The 16,109-nt window shown below is 45.0% G+C and carries 16 protein-coding genes; 10 read left to right on the top strand and 6 right to left on the bottom strand.

Annotation, left to right across the window (positions count from 1 at the left end):
• Nucleotides 1-24 precede the first annotated feature (24 nt).
• Nucleotides 25-912, bottom strand: a complete 888-nt coding sequence (era, locus tag Q1A04_RS18405) for a GTPase Era (RefSeq protein ID WP_299709084.1) — start codon at nt 910-912, stop codon at nt 25-27.
• 279 nt (nt 913-1,191) lie between these two features.
• Between era and hemH the strand changes: the two genes are divergently transcribed.
• Nucleotides 1,192-2,220: a ferrochelatase gene (gene hemH, locus Q1A04_RS18400; RefSeq protein ID WP_299709081.1), complete on the top strand. Its 1,029-nt coding sequence runs from the start codon at nt 1,192-1,194 to the stop codon at nt 2,218-2,220.
• A gap of 209 nt (nt 2,221-2,429) precedes the next feature.
• On the opposite strand, the gene Q1A04_RS18395 is transcribed toward hemH, so the two are convergent.
• From Q1A04_RS18395 to glmM, 3 genes are all read right to left on the bottom strand, one after another.
• Complete coding sequence (locus tag Q1A04_RS18395) at nt 2,430-3,011, bottom strand: TIGR00730 family Rossman fold protein (RefSeq protein ID WP_299709078.1); 582 nt, start codon at nt 3,009-3,011, stop codon at nt 2,430-2,432.
• 86 nt (nt 3,012-3,097) lie between these two features.
• A complete protein-coding gene (locus tag Q1A04_RS18390) occupies nt 3,098-4,240 on the bottom strand; it encodes a cysteine desulfurase family protein (protein ID WP_299709075.1) in 1,143 nt (380 codons plus the stop codon).
• Nucleotides 4,241-4,375: 135 nt separating this feature from the next.
• A complete protein-coding gene (gene glmM / locus Q1A04_RS18385; protein ID WP_299709072.1) occupies nt 4,376-5,767 on the bottom strand; it encodes a phosphoglucosamine mutase in 1,392 nt (463 codons plus the stop codon).
• A 206-nt stretch (nt 5,768-5,973) separates the two neighbouring features.
• Here glmM and mazG point away from each other — a divergent pair, with 206 nt between their 5' ends.
• The 9 genes from mazG to Q1A04_RS18340 all read left to right on the top strand — a co-directional run bounded on the left by mazG (nt 5,974) and on the right by Q1A04_RS18340 (nt 14,272).
• A complete protein-coding gene (gene mazG, locus Q1A04_RS18380) occupies nt 5,974-6,783 on the top strand; it encodes a nucleoside triphosphate pyrophosphohydrolase (RefSeq protein ID WP_299709069.1) in 810 nt (269 codons plus the stop codon).
• A 553-nt stretch (nt 6,784-7,336) separates the two neighbouring features.
• On the top strand, nt 7,337-8,212 hold the full coding sequence (locus tag Q1A04_RS18375; RefSeq protein WP_299709067.1) for a MotA/TolQ/ExbB proton channel family protein: 876 nt from the start codon (nt 7,337-7,339) through the stop codon (nt 8,210-8,212).
• Between the two features lie 18 nt (nt 8,213-8,230).
• Nucleotides 8,231-8,836, top strand: a complete 606-nt coding sequence (locus Q1A04_RS18370; protein WP_299709064.1) for a biopolymer transporter ExbD — start codon at nt 8,231-8,233, stop codon at nt 8,834-8,836.
• A gap of 74 nt (nt 8,837-8,910) precedes the next feature.
• On the top strand, nt 8,911-9,378 hold the full coding sequence (locus tag Q1A04_RS18365; protein ID WP_299709062.1) for a biopolymer transporter ExbD: 468 nt from the start codon (nt 8,911-8,913) through the stop codon (nt 9,376-9,378).
• 3 nt (nt 9,379-9,381) lie between these two features.
• Nucleotides 9,382-10,206 (top strand): energy transducer TonB, encoded by an 825-nt coding sequence (locus Q1A04_RS18360; protein WP_299709059.1) that lies wholly within the window; start codon nt 9,382-9,384, stop codon nt 10,204-10,206.
• Between the two features lie 246 nt (nt 10,207-10,452).
• Nucleotides 10,453-11,283 (top strand): energy transducer TonB, encoded by an 831-nt coding sequence (locus tag Q1A04_RS18355; protein WP_299709056.1) that lies wholly within the window; start codon nt 10,453-10,455, stop codon nt 11,281-11,283.
• 114 nt (nt 11,284-11,397) lie between these two features.
• Entirely contained in the window at nt 11,398-11,664 is a 267-nt protein-coding gene (locus tag Q1A04_RS18350; protein WP_299709053.1) for a hypothetical protein, read from the top strand.
• Nucleotides 11,657-12,625, top strand: coding sequence for a PstS family phosphate ABC transporter substrate-binding protein (locus Q1A04_RS18345; RefSeq protein WP_299709050.1), 969 nt, complete (start codon nt 11,657-11,659; stop codon nt 12,623-12,625). Before Q1A04_RS18350 ends, Q1A04_RS18345 begins: the two co-directional genes overlap by 8 nt.
• A 42-nt stretch (nt 12,626-12,667) precedes the next feature.
• A complete protein-coding gene (locus tag Q1A04_RS18340) occupies nt 12,668-14,272 on the top strand; it encodes a tetratricopeptide repeat protein (protein WP_299709047.1) in 1,605 nt (534 codons plus the stop codon).
• A 98-nt stretch (nt 14,273-14,370) separates the two neighbouring features.
• On the opposite strand, the gene Q1A04_RS18335 is transcribed toward Q1A04_RS18340, so the two are convergent.
• Nucleotides 14,371-15,402, bottom strand: a complete 1,032-nt coding sequence (locus tag Q1A04_RS18335) for an RluA family pseudouridine synthase (protein ID WP_299709044.1) — start codon at nt 15,400-15,402, stop codon at nt 14,371-14,373.
• 80 nt (nt 15,403-15,482) lie between these two features.
• Entirely contained in the window at nt 15,483-16,097 is a 615-nt protein-coding gene (locus tag Q1A04_RS18330; RefSeq protein ID WP_299709042.1) for an OmpH family outer membrane protein, read from the bottom strand.
• Nucleotides 16,098-16,109 lie beyond the last annotated feature (12 nt).

Genomic DNA, 16,109 nt, shown 5'->3' with positions numbered 1-16,109 from the left:
TTGCCCCGAAGCTTTAATAGTGCGCTACTCACTGTAGCCGAATCGGCGTAACAGCTTCTGGTCGGTTCGCCAGTTCTCGTTCACGCGCACGTATAAATCAAGAAATATCTTTTTCTGGAAAAACTGCTCCATATCCAGGCGTGCCTGCGTGCCTACTTTTTTCAGCGCCTCACCTTTGTGGCCAATCACAATGCCTTTCTGGCTCTTGCGCTCCACACTGATCTCGGCACGGATACGGATGATGTCCTCTTCCTCCTTAAACTCCTCTACTACCACTTCGCAGCTGTATGGGATTTCCTTTTTATAGTTGAGGAAAATCTTCTCGCGGATGATCTCCGACACAAAGAAACGCTCGGGCTTGTCAGTCAGTTCATCTTTCGGATAAAAAGCCGGATGCTCGGGTAACAAAGCCATCAAACGGTTGAACAGTTGCTCTACTCCGAAATTATGCAGGGCCGAAATCGGATGGATCTCGGTAGGGTTCATCTTCTCCTGCCAATAGGCCACTTTCTCATTCACTTCTTCCTCTGTAGCCTGATCTATCTTGTTAATGAGCAACAGAATCGGCACTTCAGCATGTTGCAGACGCTTGATCACATCGTCTTCGTCGTGCTTTTCATAAATGTCGGTCACGAACAGGATAATGTCGGCGTCCTCCAGCGAAGTGCGCACAAAACTCATCATCGACTCGTGCAGCGCATACTGCGGCTTGATGATGCCAGGCGTGTCAGAATACACGATCTGGAAATCGTCTCCGTTCAGGATACCCATGATGCGGTGGCGCGTGGTCTGCGCCTTGGAAGTAATAATAGAAAGCTTCTCGCCTACGAGGGCGTTCATGAGCGTGGACTTGCCCACATTCGGTTTCCCTACTATACTTACAAAACCGGCTTTGTGCGGAGCTTGAGACATACTTAAAAATTTGAGGTTGCAAAATTACTTCTTTTTTTACGGTTTCCGTCACCTTACCGTAAAGATTTCGGAATGAGAGGCTATGAAAATGAGTGAATTAGGCTAATGATGTTAAGTTTACCAGCCTGCTGGCAGAACATTTCGAGGCTCTGCAAGCTTATACAGCAGAAGGCCCAAGGCAAATAAGAGGTGATGAACATCATCTTTATCCTTGCTTATTCCTTACACCCAACATTATTATACTTTGTATCTTTGCAAGCGATAAACCTTTAAAGTTGAATGAGTAAGAAGGCAAATAGTAAGATAGGCGTGTTATTGGTGAATCTAGGGACACCAGACACTCCCAACACACCTGACGTAAGAAAATACCTGCGCGAATTCCTGCTGGACAGGCGTGTGATCGATATTAATCCCGTAGGCCGATTTGCCTTGGTGAATGGCGTGATCGCACCTTTCAGGGCCCCAAAATCTGCCAAGGTATACAAACAGCTTTGGACAGAACGTGGCTCTCCCCTGCTATTTCACGGACTGGACTTGCAGAAAAAGCTGCAGGAGGCGCTGGGCTCCGGCTATCATGTGGCCTTTGGTATGCGCTACCAGAGCCCCAGCATCGCCAGCGCCTTGGAAGAGTTGCGAGAGAAGAGCGTGGACCGCATTATCGTGCTCCCGCTATTCCCACAGTATGCCGCTGCTTCTACCGGCTCGGTGCAGGATAAAGTGATGGAGATCGTGCGAGAATGGTGGGTTATACCTAGCATTAACTTTATCTCCTCTTTTTGTGATGACCCCGGCTTTATCAATGCTTTTGCAGAATTGGGTAAGCAGCACATGGCGCAGGATGATTACGACCATGTGATCTTCAGCTACCACGGTCTGCCAGAGCGACAAGTACTGAAAGGCAGTGACAAAGGCTACTGCCAGTTGGGAGCCTGCTGCAACAGTTACAACAAGCGCAACAAATACTGCTACCGCGCCGCCTGCTTTGCCACTTCCAGGCTACTGGCCGAAAAGCTTGGTCTGCGCGAAGACCAGTACACTGTTACTTTCCAGTCTAGGCTCCTGAAAGACCCGTGGCTACAGCCGTATACCGACGAGGTGCTGAAAACACTGCCAGCAAAAGGAATCAAAAAAGTACTGGCCTATAGCCCTGCCTTTGTAGCGGACTGCCTTGAAACGACCATTGAGGTAGGCGAAGAATTTAAGGAGATGTTCGAGCACGCCGGCGGTGATAAGTGGCAGTTGGTAGAAAGCCTGAACTCAAACGATACTTGGGTGCAAGCCGTGAAAGATCTGATTCTGCAACATTAGGTTTTTTAAATTTGAAGATGTGGAGATTTGAGGATGTCTCTACAGGTATAGAACGAGAGCGCCGCTACAGTCATGCAGCGGCGCTCTCGTTTTCATTGTGCTAAGAATGACAATTTAATACCTTCATCCTATGAAATTGAATTGAAAATCAAATAATTGACTCAGGAAATCCTCTCCACATCTTCAAATTTCCAAATCTTCAAATCAATTTATATTCTCTTAAAATCTACCCAGTAATCAGAAGTGGCGTCGGCGTAGGTTCTGATTTTCTGCAATAGCACTTCCGGGTCGCTTTCTATGATCAGGTTCTCGCGCTGATCGAACTTCACAAAGCCTTCTGACACGGTATGGTCGATCATCTCGATGAACTTGTCCCAATAGCCATTGATATTGTAAAAGGCGACAGGCTTTTTAATAATACCTAACTGGTTCCAAGTGATGATCTCACAGATTTCGTCGAACGTACCAAAGCCGCCGGGCATGGCGATGAAGGCATCTGAACGGGCGGCCATAATAGCCTTACGCTCGTGCATGGTTTCTACTACCACTAGTTCCTGCAGTCCTTTGTGAGCAACTTCACGATCCACCAAACTCTGCGGAATCACACCGATACCTACACCTTGGCAGGCTAATACGGCATCGGCTATCACCCCCATCAATCCGACGTTGCCGCCGCCATACACTAGTTTTATACCTTGCACAGCCATCAGTTCGCCAAGCAGTACTGCGGCTTCGCCATAAACAGAGTTTATACCTGCATTGGCTCCACAAAAAACACCTATACTTCTCATTGCTATACCTTGATTTTTGTTGATAAAGAAAGGCTCCAACATTTCTGCTGAAGCCTTTTTATAATATTAATAAAGCTTGGCTATACCTAGGCCAGCTGTTTTTTATACATTTTGGCAAGTGTTTCGGCCACGTAGTCGATCTCAGCCTCCGTGTTATACTTGCTGAACGAGAAGCGCACCGAACCACGGCTTGGATCAACGCCCAAAGCACGCAGCACATGCGAGCCAGCGTTGGCACCGCTGCTGCAGGCGCTACCGCCCGAAGCCGAAATCTTGGCAATGTCCAGACTGAACAACAGCATTTCATTGATGTCAGAAGCTGGCAGACTCACGTTCAGTACCGTGTAAAGGCTTTTGTCTCCATACTCGGACATACCATTGAAGCTCACATCTTCCATCTGTTCGCGCAGTTTGTGGATCATGCGATCTTTTAAGCCTTGCATATGCTTCTGATGCTCTTCCATATCGCGGTAGGCAATCTCCAGCGCCTTTGCCAGACCGATAATGCCATACACGTTTTCGGTGCCACCACGCATGTTGCGCTCCTGCGCGCCACCTTGAATCAACGGCTGTATCTTGGTGCCAGCATCGCAATACAGAAAGCCGACTCCTTTTGGTCCATGAAACTTGTGTGCAGAGCCAATTATAAAATTAGCACCCAGTTTCTGTACATCGTGCTTGTAATGGCCCATCGTCTGCACCGTATCCGAATGAAAAATGGCGTCGTGTTTTCTGCAGATTTCTCCGATCTTTTCAATGTCATTCAGCGTGCCGATCTCATTATTGGCATGCATAATAGAAACCAGCGTGCGCGGCTGGTTAGAAAGAATCTCTTCCAAATGTTCTAGATCGAGGTTGCCGCGTTCGTCGTGGCGCAGGTAGCTGACCTGCATTTCGCCTTTCTTATCGAGCATCTCCATGGTATGCAGCACTGCGTGGTGCTCTAACTTAGTGGTCACGGCATGCTTGATATCCAATGAGCGACAAGTACAAACGATAGCTGAGTTGTCAGCCTCTGTACCACCCGATGTGAAAAAGATCTCGGCAGGCGACGTGTTCAGCAAAGCAGCTACCGTGCGGCGGGCTTTTTCGATGGCAGACCTTACCTCCCGCCCATGCGAATGAATGGACGATGGGTTGCCGAAATGCTCAAGCATAAAAGGAGCCATGGCATCAAAAACCTCCTTGTCAAGAGGGGTGGTAGCTGCATTATCTAAATAAACACGCATGATATTTTGTATTGGATTCTCTTTAAACGAACTACTAAAGTATAAAAAAAAGTTGCGCCAAGAGAGAAAAAGACTTCATTTCTCCTCTGGCGCAACCTCTGATTGCTAGTTATAATATGCTACAGCAACAACACATTACGCTTTGGTCGAGATGATCTCTTTGATGTCATCAATGATCTTATTGGCCAAATGCTCGGCTGTGGCGTTACTTTCCGACTCTGCATAAATGCGTATGATCGGCTCGGTGTTGGACTTGCGCAAGTGCACCCACTCTTTGTCAAACTCAATCTTCACGCCGTCAATCGTATTGATCGGCTGTTTTGCGTAACGCTCCTGCATCTGTACCAACACATCATCTACGTTGATGTCAGGTGTCAGCTCGATCTTGTTCTTAGAAATATAATAGTTCGGATAGCTGGCACGCAGGCGTGTCATGCTTATACCTGACTTGGCCAAATGCGTCAAGAACAAAGCCACACCTACAAGAGCGTCGCGGCCGTAGTGCAACTCTGGGTAGATGATACCACCATTGCCCTCTCCGCCGATGATCGCATTCTCCGCTTTCATCATATTTACCACGTTCACCTCGCCCACGGCAGCAGCATAATAACTACCACCTGCCTTCTCGGTCACGTCGCGCAGGGCTCTGGTTGATGACAGGTTCGACACAGTGTTGCCTACTTGGTTTTTGAGCACGTAATCGGCCACAGCTACCAAGGTATACTCCTCGCCGAACATGCTACCGTCTTCGTTGATTAGGGCCAGTCTGTCCACATCTGGGTCTACCACAATGCCTAAGTCAAATTTGCCTTTCTCGATCACGCGGGAAATCTCGCGCAGGTTTTCTGGCAGGGGCTCCGGGTTATGCGGGAAGTGACCGTCCGGCTCACAGAACAGCTTTTCTATTTTATTTACACCCAACGCTTCCAACAGCATCGGTATCGCTATACCTCCGGTGGAGTTCACGCAGTCAATCGCTACACTGAAGTCTTTGGCCTTAATAGCCTCCACATCAACCAGCGGCAGGGCCAAAATGGCATCAATGTGCTTTTTAAAGTAAGTATCGTCAGTCGTGTAGTTGCCCAGTGCCGTTACTTCAGCAAAGTTGAAAGCTTCTTTCTCGGCCAGTTCCAACACCAGTTTGCCTTCCACATCCGATATAAACTCGCCTTTCTGATTGAGAAGTTTCAGGGCGTTCCACTGCTTCGGGTTATGGCTAGCCGTTAAAATAATGCCGCCTCCAGCTTTGTAATCCGGTACGGCCATCTCCACTGTAGGCGTGGTGGACAATCCTAGGTCAACAACATTTATACCCAAGCCTTGCAAGGTCGCACATACCAGCTTATTCACCATATCGCCCGAGATGCGCGCATCGCGGCCAACCACTATTGTATTATTACCAGTAGTCTGCAATACCCACGTACCGAACGCGGCAGCGAACTTTACAACATCAACGGGCGTGAGCGCGTCGCCGGCTTGCCCCCCGATTGTACCTCTGATTCCTGAAATTGATTTTATTAAAGCCACTTGAAATATGTTTTTTTCAGCTGCAAAAGTAATAATTTAGTTTTTAGGTTTTATAGTTTATGGAATTTACATCCTTTCTGCATCATAAATACCAAAGAACTGGTGTTAGACTGGCCGAAGCCGCTTTTGATTACAAGCATGTACATAACTAAAACCCTAATGAGAACTAAAACTCGCTCAAAGAGGAATTTATTATCTTTGCTTTTATGAATAATCAGAATTTTGAAGATACACCACGCGGACGTCAGCTTCAAGCCTTTAATCGATTGCTTGACGTAATGGATGAATTGCGAGAAAAGTGCCCTTGGGATAAAAAGCAGACCATAGACAGTCTGCGCCATTTAACGATCGAGGAAACATACGAGCTGTCTGATGCGATTATCAGGAAGGATATGCAGGAGATCAAAAAAGAGATCGGTGACATTATGCTGCACATGGTCTTTTATGCCAAGATCGCTTCGGAGCAGCAAGCCTTCGATATCGCCGATGTGCTCAATTCGCTTTGTGAGAAGCTTATTTTCCGGCATCCGCATATTTATGGGGATGTAACGGCCACTACCGAAGAGGAAGTAAAGCAAAATTGGGAGCGACTCAAACTAAAGGAAGGCAACAAGTCCGTGCTAGGAGGCGTACCATCTTCGTTGCCGGCACTTGTAAAGGCTATGCGCATTCAAGAGAAAGCAAGAGGGGCCGGGTTTGACTGGGATGACAAAACACAGGTATGGGAAAAGGTGCAAGAGGAACTAAATGAGTTCGAATCGGAGTTTAACACACTAGACACCAACCAGATAGACCACGAAAAAGCAACGAACGAGTTTGGTGACTTAATATTTTCGCTTATTAATTTTGCCCGCTTTATCGATATAAACCCTGAGGAGGCACTTGAGAAAACCAACCTTAAGTTTATAGACCGATTTCAGTATATGGAACAAGAGTCAGCTAAAGACGGGAAGCGCTTACAGGATATGACCTTAAAAGAAATGGATATTTACTGGAATCAAGCGAAAAAAAGATAGGTATGCATACAAGTTTGCGAGGTGGATACTATATTTATGGTTTGATTTGTATCTAAGCGCCACCCAAGCAAACTTGATTCAGTTTATTTTATTGGTATCTATTAGTTTGAATGCCTTGCTCCACTTACATTGCTTTTCTAGCCTAGCTTATAAAAATACAGGAATCTAGAACTCTGTCGCGCCTGCTCATTACATATGCTTATCTTAACGGATTAATTAGTAAAAGCTTGAGCAGCAATCATGAACAGATTTTAAAGCGATGCTTCTAAACACAGCATGAAGTTTAAACTTTGGATTAGAATTTAAAATAAAATATATTTGTAAAGCCGCAATGCACGCCTAAAAGGAAGCTGCATAAAAAGAGATTTTTATCAGAGTCTTCGGTATTACAATAGGATTTTTCAAAATTTAAAGCGTAAAAGCATTTGAAAATTGAAGAAAAAGCAGAAATTGCAAAACCAAGAAAGAACTAAATCCAAAACAATTACATTCTTATATTACACAATCGATTTAATTACAACACAAACAGCTAAACTTTAAACTTTTAAACAAAATGGAAAAAAAGACTGCAGTAGTGAGCAAAGATGCTAATGTAGAAAAAAAGAGCGGCACCACATCCTCTCTATTTGCCACTATCGTAATTCCGGTTGCATTCATTGCATGTGTACTTATCTATATGTTCGTATTCGGTAACCCAGCCAACTTTGAAGGTGGAGACAACGCGAATCACCCACTTCCTGATAACTACTTGGGTATCGTTTACAAAGGTGGTTGGGTAGTACCTATCCTTTTGACACTTAACTTACTGGTATTCATCTTCGCTATTGAGCGTTCTCTTACCATCAGCAAAGCAAAAGGAACTAAGAATGTTGCCGGTTTCGTACGTACAATCTCTTCTAAACTAAACCAGCGCGACATCAACGGAGCTATTGCAGCCTGTGACGCTCAGCAAGGTTCTGTTGGAAACGTGGTAAAAGCTGGTTTGCTGAAGTATAAAGAAATGCAGAACGAGCCAGAATTGCTTAAGGCTGAGAAAGTAGCTGCTATTCAAAAAGAAATAGAAGAGTCTACTTCACTGGAGCTTCCAATGCTGGAGAAAAACCTAGTGATTATCTCGACTATCGCTTCGGTATCTACACTGACAGGTTTGATCGGTACAGTACTTGGTATGGTGAAGGCGTTCTCGGCTCTTGCAACAGCAGGTTCTCCAGACGCAGTAGCCCTTGCAAACGGTATCTCTGAAGCCCTTATCAACACGGCTCTTGGTGTAACTGGTTCTGCTATCGCGATCATTGCTTACAACTTCTTTACAAGCAAGATTGACGAGTTGACTTACAGCATTGACGAAGCTGGTTTCAGCATCATCTCTACGTTCGCTTCGCAGCACGAAACTGCAGCAAACACTGTAAGACCGCATACAACTATCTAATCGCTATAACCCAAGAAAATGCCTAAAGTAAAAGTAAAAAGAACCAAACCTACGTTGGACATGACGCCAATGGTGGACTTGGCCTTCTTGCTGGTTACTTTCTTTATGTTGACAACAAAGTTTGCTCCTGAAGAGGCGGTGGTTGTAGATACTCCATCCTCTGTATCAGAGATCAAGCTTCCAGACACCAACATCATCACCATTACGGTTGACAAAGACAATCGGGTGTTCTTCGGTGTTGATGGTCAGGGAACTAAAGAATCGTTGCTTGACAAGATGGGTAGCAAGTACGGCGTTAGCTTCACAGAGGAAGAGCGTAAAACCTTCTCCCTGCTAACTAACTTCGGCGTTCCGGTAAACCAGCTTAAATCATACCTCTCCATGGAGCCAACTGCTCGTAAAGAGGTAAACCAACCAGGTATTCCAGTCGATTCTGCAAGAAACGAATTGGGTGACTGGGTGCACCAGACGCGTTTGACAAACCAAAAAGTGGTAGTTGCCATCAAAGGGGATGTCGATGTGGACTACACCATTGTGCAGAAGGTAATTCAGACGCTGCAAGACCGTAAGATAAACAGGTTCAACCTGGTTACTGACATGGAAAATAGACCAACTAACCTATAACAGAAAGGAGCTAAGAAATGGCAGAAGTACAAGAAAAAGACTCCGGTAAAGGTGGGAAAAAGAGGTCCAAGAAAATGTCTGTCCATCTGGACATGACGCCCATGGTAGACCTTGCGTTTCTTCTATTGACGTTCTTCATGCTTACTACCACGTTCAGTAAACCACAGACCATGGAAATTAACATGCCTGTGAAGCCGGACAACCCTGATGAGCAAATTGCCCTGAAGGCAAGTAATGCAATGACGATTATCCTAGGTGAGAACGACAATCTGTACTACTATTTCGGTCTTGGCGATCCTGCCGAGAACCCGGAAGTTCAAAAGACAGATTATTCGTCAAATGGCATCAGAAAAGTCTTGATATCGCCACAGGTGCGTGGCAATCAAAAAATGACTGTGCTAGTGAAGCCAATGGAGAAATCGCGCTACAAGAACGTAGTAGACATTTTAGATGAATTGAAAATCACTGATACTAATCGCTTTGCCATTGTTGACATTACAGACAATGATAAGGAATTGGTTCAGAGCAAATTTGGACAGTAACACATGGAAACTAGTAAGTTAGAAAAAGCATCGCTCGACGATATCGTCTTCGAAGGACGAAACCGAGCGTATGGCGCCTACCTACTACGCCAACTGTACAATAAACACGTATCTACGGCAGCTTTAATAGCAATTTCTGTCTTCGCGCTGTTAATCAGTATCCCGCTTGTTGCGAAACTGATAGAAGGAGAGGAAGAAGTAGTGCCCGTAGAGCGAATTGTAACAGAGGTAGAGTTAGCCCCACCACCACCAATTGACGAAGCGACGCCGCCACCGCCACCGCCGCCGCCAGATCTTCCGCCGCCGCCGCCGCCAGTGCGTGCACAGGTGAAGTTTACGCCTCCAGTTGTGAAGCGTGACGCAGAAGTTGTGGAAGAAGAGCAGGTACCGGATCAGGAAGAACTGGAGGATATTGACATCGGAACTAAAAATGTTGAAGGTGTTAAAGGTGCTCCTCTCGATCTAGGTGATATCGACGGTACAAGCGATATCGTAGCAGATGTAGTAGAAGAAAAACCCTATACTTACGTGGAGCAGATGCCTGAATTCCCAGGTGGTGAAAGCGAAATGTTGAAGTACCTAGGTAAAAACATCCGCTACCCGGCAGCTGCACAGCGTGCAGGCGTAGAAGGTCTAGTAGTGCTTTCTTTCGTTGTAAGCCGCACAGGTGAAATCTCCGAAATCGAGGTAGTAAAAAGCCTCGGATCTGGTACTGACGAAGAAGCAATGCGTGTTGTGAAAACAATGCCTAAGTGGTCGCCAGGAAAGCAGAACGGTAGAACAGTACCTGTTCGCTATACATTGCCAGTTAGATTTGCGATTAAGTAAATCAATTTCATAACAACCAAAAACGGCCCTGCTTGTCAGGGCCGTTTTCGTTTCCAGCAAATTTGCAAAAAGCGCTACATTTGAATCATCACCACATAAAACTCGATCAACAAAAACTAAAAGCATAGCAGCTCCAATATATTTTAAAAAAGCTTAAACTATATTGTGGAATAGTAGCAGTTGGTTCATCTAATAGGAAAATACGAGAAACATAAAAGTATTTATCCACCATAAAATGAATGAGCCATGAAAGAGAGCTATTTATTCGACATGCAATTTAACAATGTTGTATTCGCCAGCAGAAACAAGGAATACGGCGCCTATGAACTACGCAGAGATTACAGCAGACATGTACTAACAGCAGCATTACTGGCCACAACACTATTTGTAAGCGCATTGGCATGGCCGTTAGTGATGCCTGAAAAGCAAATTGAAAACCAAGCCCCAGTTGATAAAGACGATAAAGGCATAATATACTTGGGGCCCGATATTTTACCTCCACCAATAGAAGATCCAAAACCAAAGGTTGAGCAAGTGACACCCGTGGAAAACAAAGTGAAAGCTATTCAACATACGCCTCCAAAAGTAGTTGAGGATAACCATGCAGGTCCAGAAGAAACGACTCCCACCATTAAAGAAATGGAAGGAGCCATAATCGGAACGCAGAATATAGATGGAGAACTGACGGCACAACAGAACTTAGAAGGAATAGAAACAGGAAGTACAACCCCGGGCTCATCAACAGATAGTGGAGAAAACGCAATTTTTGATCATGTAGCCGATATGCCCTATTTTGAGGGAGGTGAAAACGGCCTAATGAGACATATTAGCAAAAAAATGCGTTATCCTAGAAAGGCCGTTCAAGAACAAGTAGAGGGTATCGTAGTCGTAACATTTGTTGTTGACAGATATGGAAAGGTAACAGATGCAAACGTAATCAAAGGACTGGGCTACGGAACGGACGAAGAAGCGCTACGTGTAATTAATAGCCTGCCTAACTGGACACCGGGAAAACAGAATGGAAAACCCGTGGCAGTGCGCTATACCTTACCAATACGCTTCAACTTACAACGATAAACCCGTATATATAGTATAAGGCAGAAGCCAAAATGCATATAGCGCAGGCTTCTGCTTTAGTTTTTAAAGTATATACCTTAAATTTAGGCCTACATATATAGTAAAACCTGAACGATGCTACGACCACGAAGGGAAGACGAAAAACCGTCGGTAACTTTTTTCAATAAATTCGCACGCTACTTTGGCATGCTCATGACACTGGTATATGTCGCGCTTGGCTTGTTCATCATGTTTATGGATGATGAACAGTACAACCTAGACATATCAGAACCAGCCCGCATGATATTTGGCGGTACATTGATTTTATACGGCATCATACGTTTTATCAGAGCGTATCAGGTAAACTCCAAATCTTCTAAGCGAAACAGATATAATGATTAAAGCAGCCAAAATGTTTTTGGGTATCAGCCTTGCAACTTTAGCAGCATGCGGTGGTAATCCAGAGACGAGCCGTGATACTTCTACGACTGGCACCATCAGTATTAGTGTGGATGAGACTTTCCAACCAATCATAGAGAGTCAGGTGAGCACTTTTGAGGGTATTTACAGATATGCCAATATCAACGCACAGTATAAAGCAGAAGGAAAGGTATTCGGGGATTTAGTGGATGACAGCACCCGTATTGCGATTGTTTCGCGTAAGCTAACCGAGGAAGAGAAGGCGGTTTTCGACCAGCGAAAATTGACACCTAGGTATACTAGAATAGCGATAGATGCCGTTGCACTGATAGTGAATCAAAAAAATCAGGACACGCTCCTGACGATGAATCAACTACGCGACATATTTACTGGTAAAATAACCACTTGGAAGCAGCTAAACCCGGAAAGTAGCCTGCGAGACATAGCCATCGTGTTTGATAATAATAACTCAAGCACGGCTAGGTATATGCGCGACACGCTAATGGCCGGACAGCCACTGCCCCCTACTGCCTCAGCGAGTAACTCGCACCCTGCCCTTATCGATTATGTGGCTAAGAATGAAAATGCAATTGGCGTAATTGGCGTGAACTGGATAAGCGATCGCGACGACTCTACTTCGCTAAACTTCCTGAGCCAAGTTAAAGTAGTAGGCTTAAGTGTTGAAGACAATCCTATAACGACTGATAGCTACTATCAGCCTTACCAAGCGTATATAGCACAAGGTGAATATCCACTCAGAAGATTCTGGTATATCATTAGTACTGAGGGTCGTGCAGGTCTTGGCACAGGTTTTGCATCCTATGTTGCAAGTGACAAAGGACAGCGAATTATTTTGAAGTCAGGTCTTGTGCCTGCCACAATGCCTGTACGTATAGTAGGCTTCAACAATAAGGCTAGGAGTTTCAGCCAGGAAGAGGAGTAAAAATAAACAAACAATAATAACACAACCTAAATTTAACGAACAATGACAAATAACTGGAAATATGCTTTGCTGGTAGCTGCTATGTTCCCGACTGCTGCGGCATTTGCGCAATCAGGCGATCAAGGAAGAAGAGCAGTAGATTTAGAACGCTATCAGGAAGCTAAATCTATTTATAAATCTCAGCTAAATAACAAAAAAGCTGACAACGCCTACTTTGCATTAGGCGATGTGTATCTGCGCACTGAAAACGTAGACTCAGCTGCTTACTACTTTAATCAGGGTTTGGCCAAAAATTCTAAGTCCGCTATCAACATGGTGGGTCTTGGTAAAGTTGAGCTAGAAAAAGGCAATCGTGCCGCTGCTGAAAAGCATTTTGATAATGCCATGAAGCGCGGTAAGAAAGATGCTTATGTGCTAGCTTCTATTGGTGAGGCTTACATTGAGGCTCCAAACGCCACAGAGCAAGACTATAATAAGGCTGTTGAATATTTGAAGCAGGCTGTAGAACGCGATAAAAACAATGCCGAAGCTTATGTACTTTTAGGTGACGCATACCTGAAACTCAACAATGGTGGTCAGGCCATGACAAGTTATGACCGAGCGACTCAGCTTAATGACAAGTTCGCTAAGGCGCACTTGAAGAGAGGCCAGCTTTACACAAGCTCACGTAACTACAACGAGGCAGAAGAAGCTTATAAAAAAGCAATTGAAGTAGATCCGAACTATGCTCCTGCTTACAGTGACCTAGGCGAGCTTTATTATTTCGCTGGTCAGTACGATAGAGCACTCTCTACCTTCAAACAGTACATGGATATGGCTGAGAACACGCCAGCCACTCGTGCTAAGTATGCCTCTTTCTTGTTCTTGACAAAAGATTATGAAGGAACTCTTAACGAAGCGCAGGAGGTACTGAAGACTGAGCCTAGCAACAAGACAATGAACCGTCTGTTGGCTTACTCTTACCTTGAGCTTGGCAAGCCTGAAGAAGCCTTGAAAGCCATGGAGAACTATTTGACAATGGCAGACACGTCTACTCTTATTGCGAGCGACTACGAGTATTATGGTAAAATCTTAGGCAGAAACAACCAATCTGCAAAGGCTATCCAAAACTTGGAAAAAGCGATTGAGATGGATCCTAGCAAAGCAGAGCTGTACTACGATCTGGCCAACCAATATGCCCGTGAAAAGCAGTTCGACAAAGCAGTAGAGGTATACAACAAAAAGCAGGAAAAACTCGGAGCTTCTAATACTGACTATTTCCACTTGGGTAATGCCTATATGCTGGCTGAGCAATATGATAAGGCGGACGAAACATATAAGAAGATTACAGATGCAAATCCAACTTATGCTTATGCCCATATCTGGAGAGCCCGTGCACAGTCTAACTTAGACCCTGAAACCGAGCAAGGCCTTGCTAAGCCACATTACGAGGAGTTTATAAAACTGACGGAAGGTGAGAAGGAGAAGTACAAGAAAGAGCTTATCGAAGCTAATACTTATCTGGGCTATTACTTCTATCTGAAAGGTGAGCGTGAAAACGCCATCAAGCACTGGACAGAAGTAAAGACGCTTGACCCGACGAATACACAGGCTGAAACAGCACTTGCTGAAATCAACAAAACTCCTGGGACTAAAAAGAAACGTTAATAATTAACGTCTTTATAAAAACAGAAAGCCCGCTCCAAATGGAGCGGGCTTTCTGTTTTTACATGGTTTTCTACTCACAACAAACCACTTAAAATCTCTTACTGGTTCTCATACAAAGACCACTTTTCTAATACAGCCTTAAAGTCCTCCGGCAGTTCAGATTCAAATAGTAAAGACTCCTTCGTGACAGGATGGATAAAACCTAAGGACTTAGCATGTAGGGCTTGCCTTGGCATCAGCTTAAAGGCATTCTCTACAAAAGTCTTGTATGAGCCCGTTGGCATACCTTGTAGTATCTTATCGCCACCGTAAGTGGTGTCAGAGAACAGCGGGTGTCCTAAGTGCTTCATATGCGCTCTAATCTGGTGCGTGCGTCCCGTCTCCAAGTTGCATTGCACCAAAGAGACATACTTAAACTTGCGCAGCACCTTGTAGTGTGTCACTGCATGTTTGCCATACTCACCATCAGGATATACAGCCATTACACGCCTGTCTTTCGCACTGCGCCCCACATGACCGACTATAGTGCCTTGCTCCTGCTTGGGCACTCCCCAAACCAAGGCATAGTATGTACGCTCTATTGTATGCTTAAAGAATTGCTTAGCTAAAAAGGCCATGCTGTATTCCGTCTTCGCTATAACTAACAGACCGGATGTATCCTTGTCGATACGATGCACCAAACCGGGTCGGCCTTCTCCATTTCGGGTAGTGGGCAGATTCTGAAAATAAAAAGTCAGGCCATTCACTAAGGTACCAGTCCAGTTATTGTAGGCGGGGTGCACCACCATACCGGCGGGTTTGTTAATAATCAGCAGCTCATTGTCCTCATACACAATGTTAAGCGGTATATCCTCAGGCACTACGTCTGTGTCGCGTGGTGGATTGGCCAGTGTGATGGTGATAACATCGAGTGGCTTTACCTTATAGCTTACCTTTACGGGCTTCTGGTTCACCTGCACCGATTCTGAGCGTATGGCACCCTGCAGTTTGTTTCGTGTCACATTCGGGAGGCGATCCATCAGGAACTTGTCTATCCGCAACAAGGCCTGTCCCTTATCCACTACAATGCGATGGTGTTCATATAATTCATCCGAATCCTCTATGCTCTCTATTTCATCAATATCAATCACAGGCAACTAGCTTTAGGTATAAACAAAAAGAAAGCCGAGGTATAAAACATCGGCTTTCCTGTACTCACAAAGGAGTTAGATTACTTCTTCTTTTTGGCTGGAGTAGTAGTCTTCTGGGCTGGTTTAGTAGCAGCTGGCTGCTGTTGTGGCTGCGCCTGCTGAGCAGCGGCTGGCTGCTTGCTAGGATCTACACCCAGCTTTTTAAACACCAAGTTGTTGATGCTACCATTTTCTGGACCTTCCAAGATTGCTTGCTCGCTCAGGATGTACAGGTAACCGTTCTCCTTCGCTACTTCTTTAATTGCGTTCTCGATCTTTACCAGAACCGGCTGGATCAAAGACTGCTCTTTCTCGCGAAGAGACATCTGAGCGTCGTACTGGAACTTCTGGATAGACTGCTCCAAGTTCATCAGCTCTCTTTCCTTGTCCTCACGCACTACCTTATCCATGGCAGTTGCGCCTTTCTGATAAGCTTGCAGTTTTGTGTTATACTCGTTCTCTTTAGTAGAAAATTCTTCCTGCAGCTTTTTGCCATACGTTTCCAGTTCTTTCTGCATCGCCATTCTCTCTGGCATTTTGCTTAGAATCTCTTCCACGTTAGCATATCCTATCTTCGTCGCCTGCTCATTGGTCTGAGCAAAAGAAGCAAAGCTGATCAATAAAAACGCTGCTACTAAGGTTTTGATTTTGTTCATGATTGGATGGTT

The sequence above is a fragment of the uncultured Pontibacter sp. genome (assembly GCF_947499215.1).
GTDB lineage: Bacteria > Bacteroidota > Bacteroidia > Cytophagales > Hymenobacteraceae > Pontibacter.
This window is presented reverse-complemented; position numbering and strand designations above follow the sequence as displayed.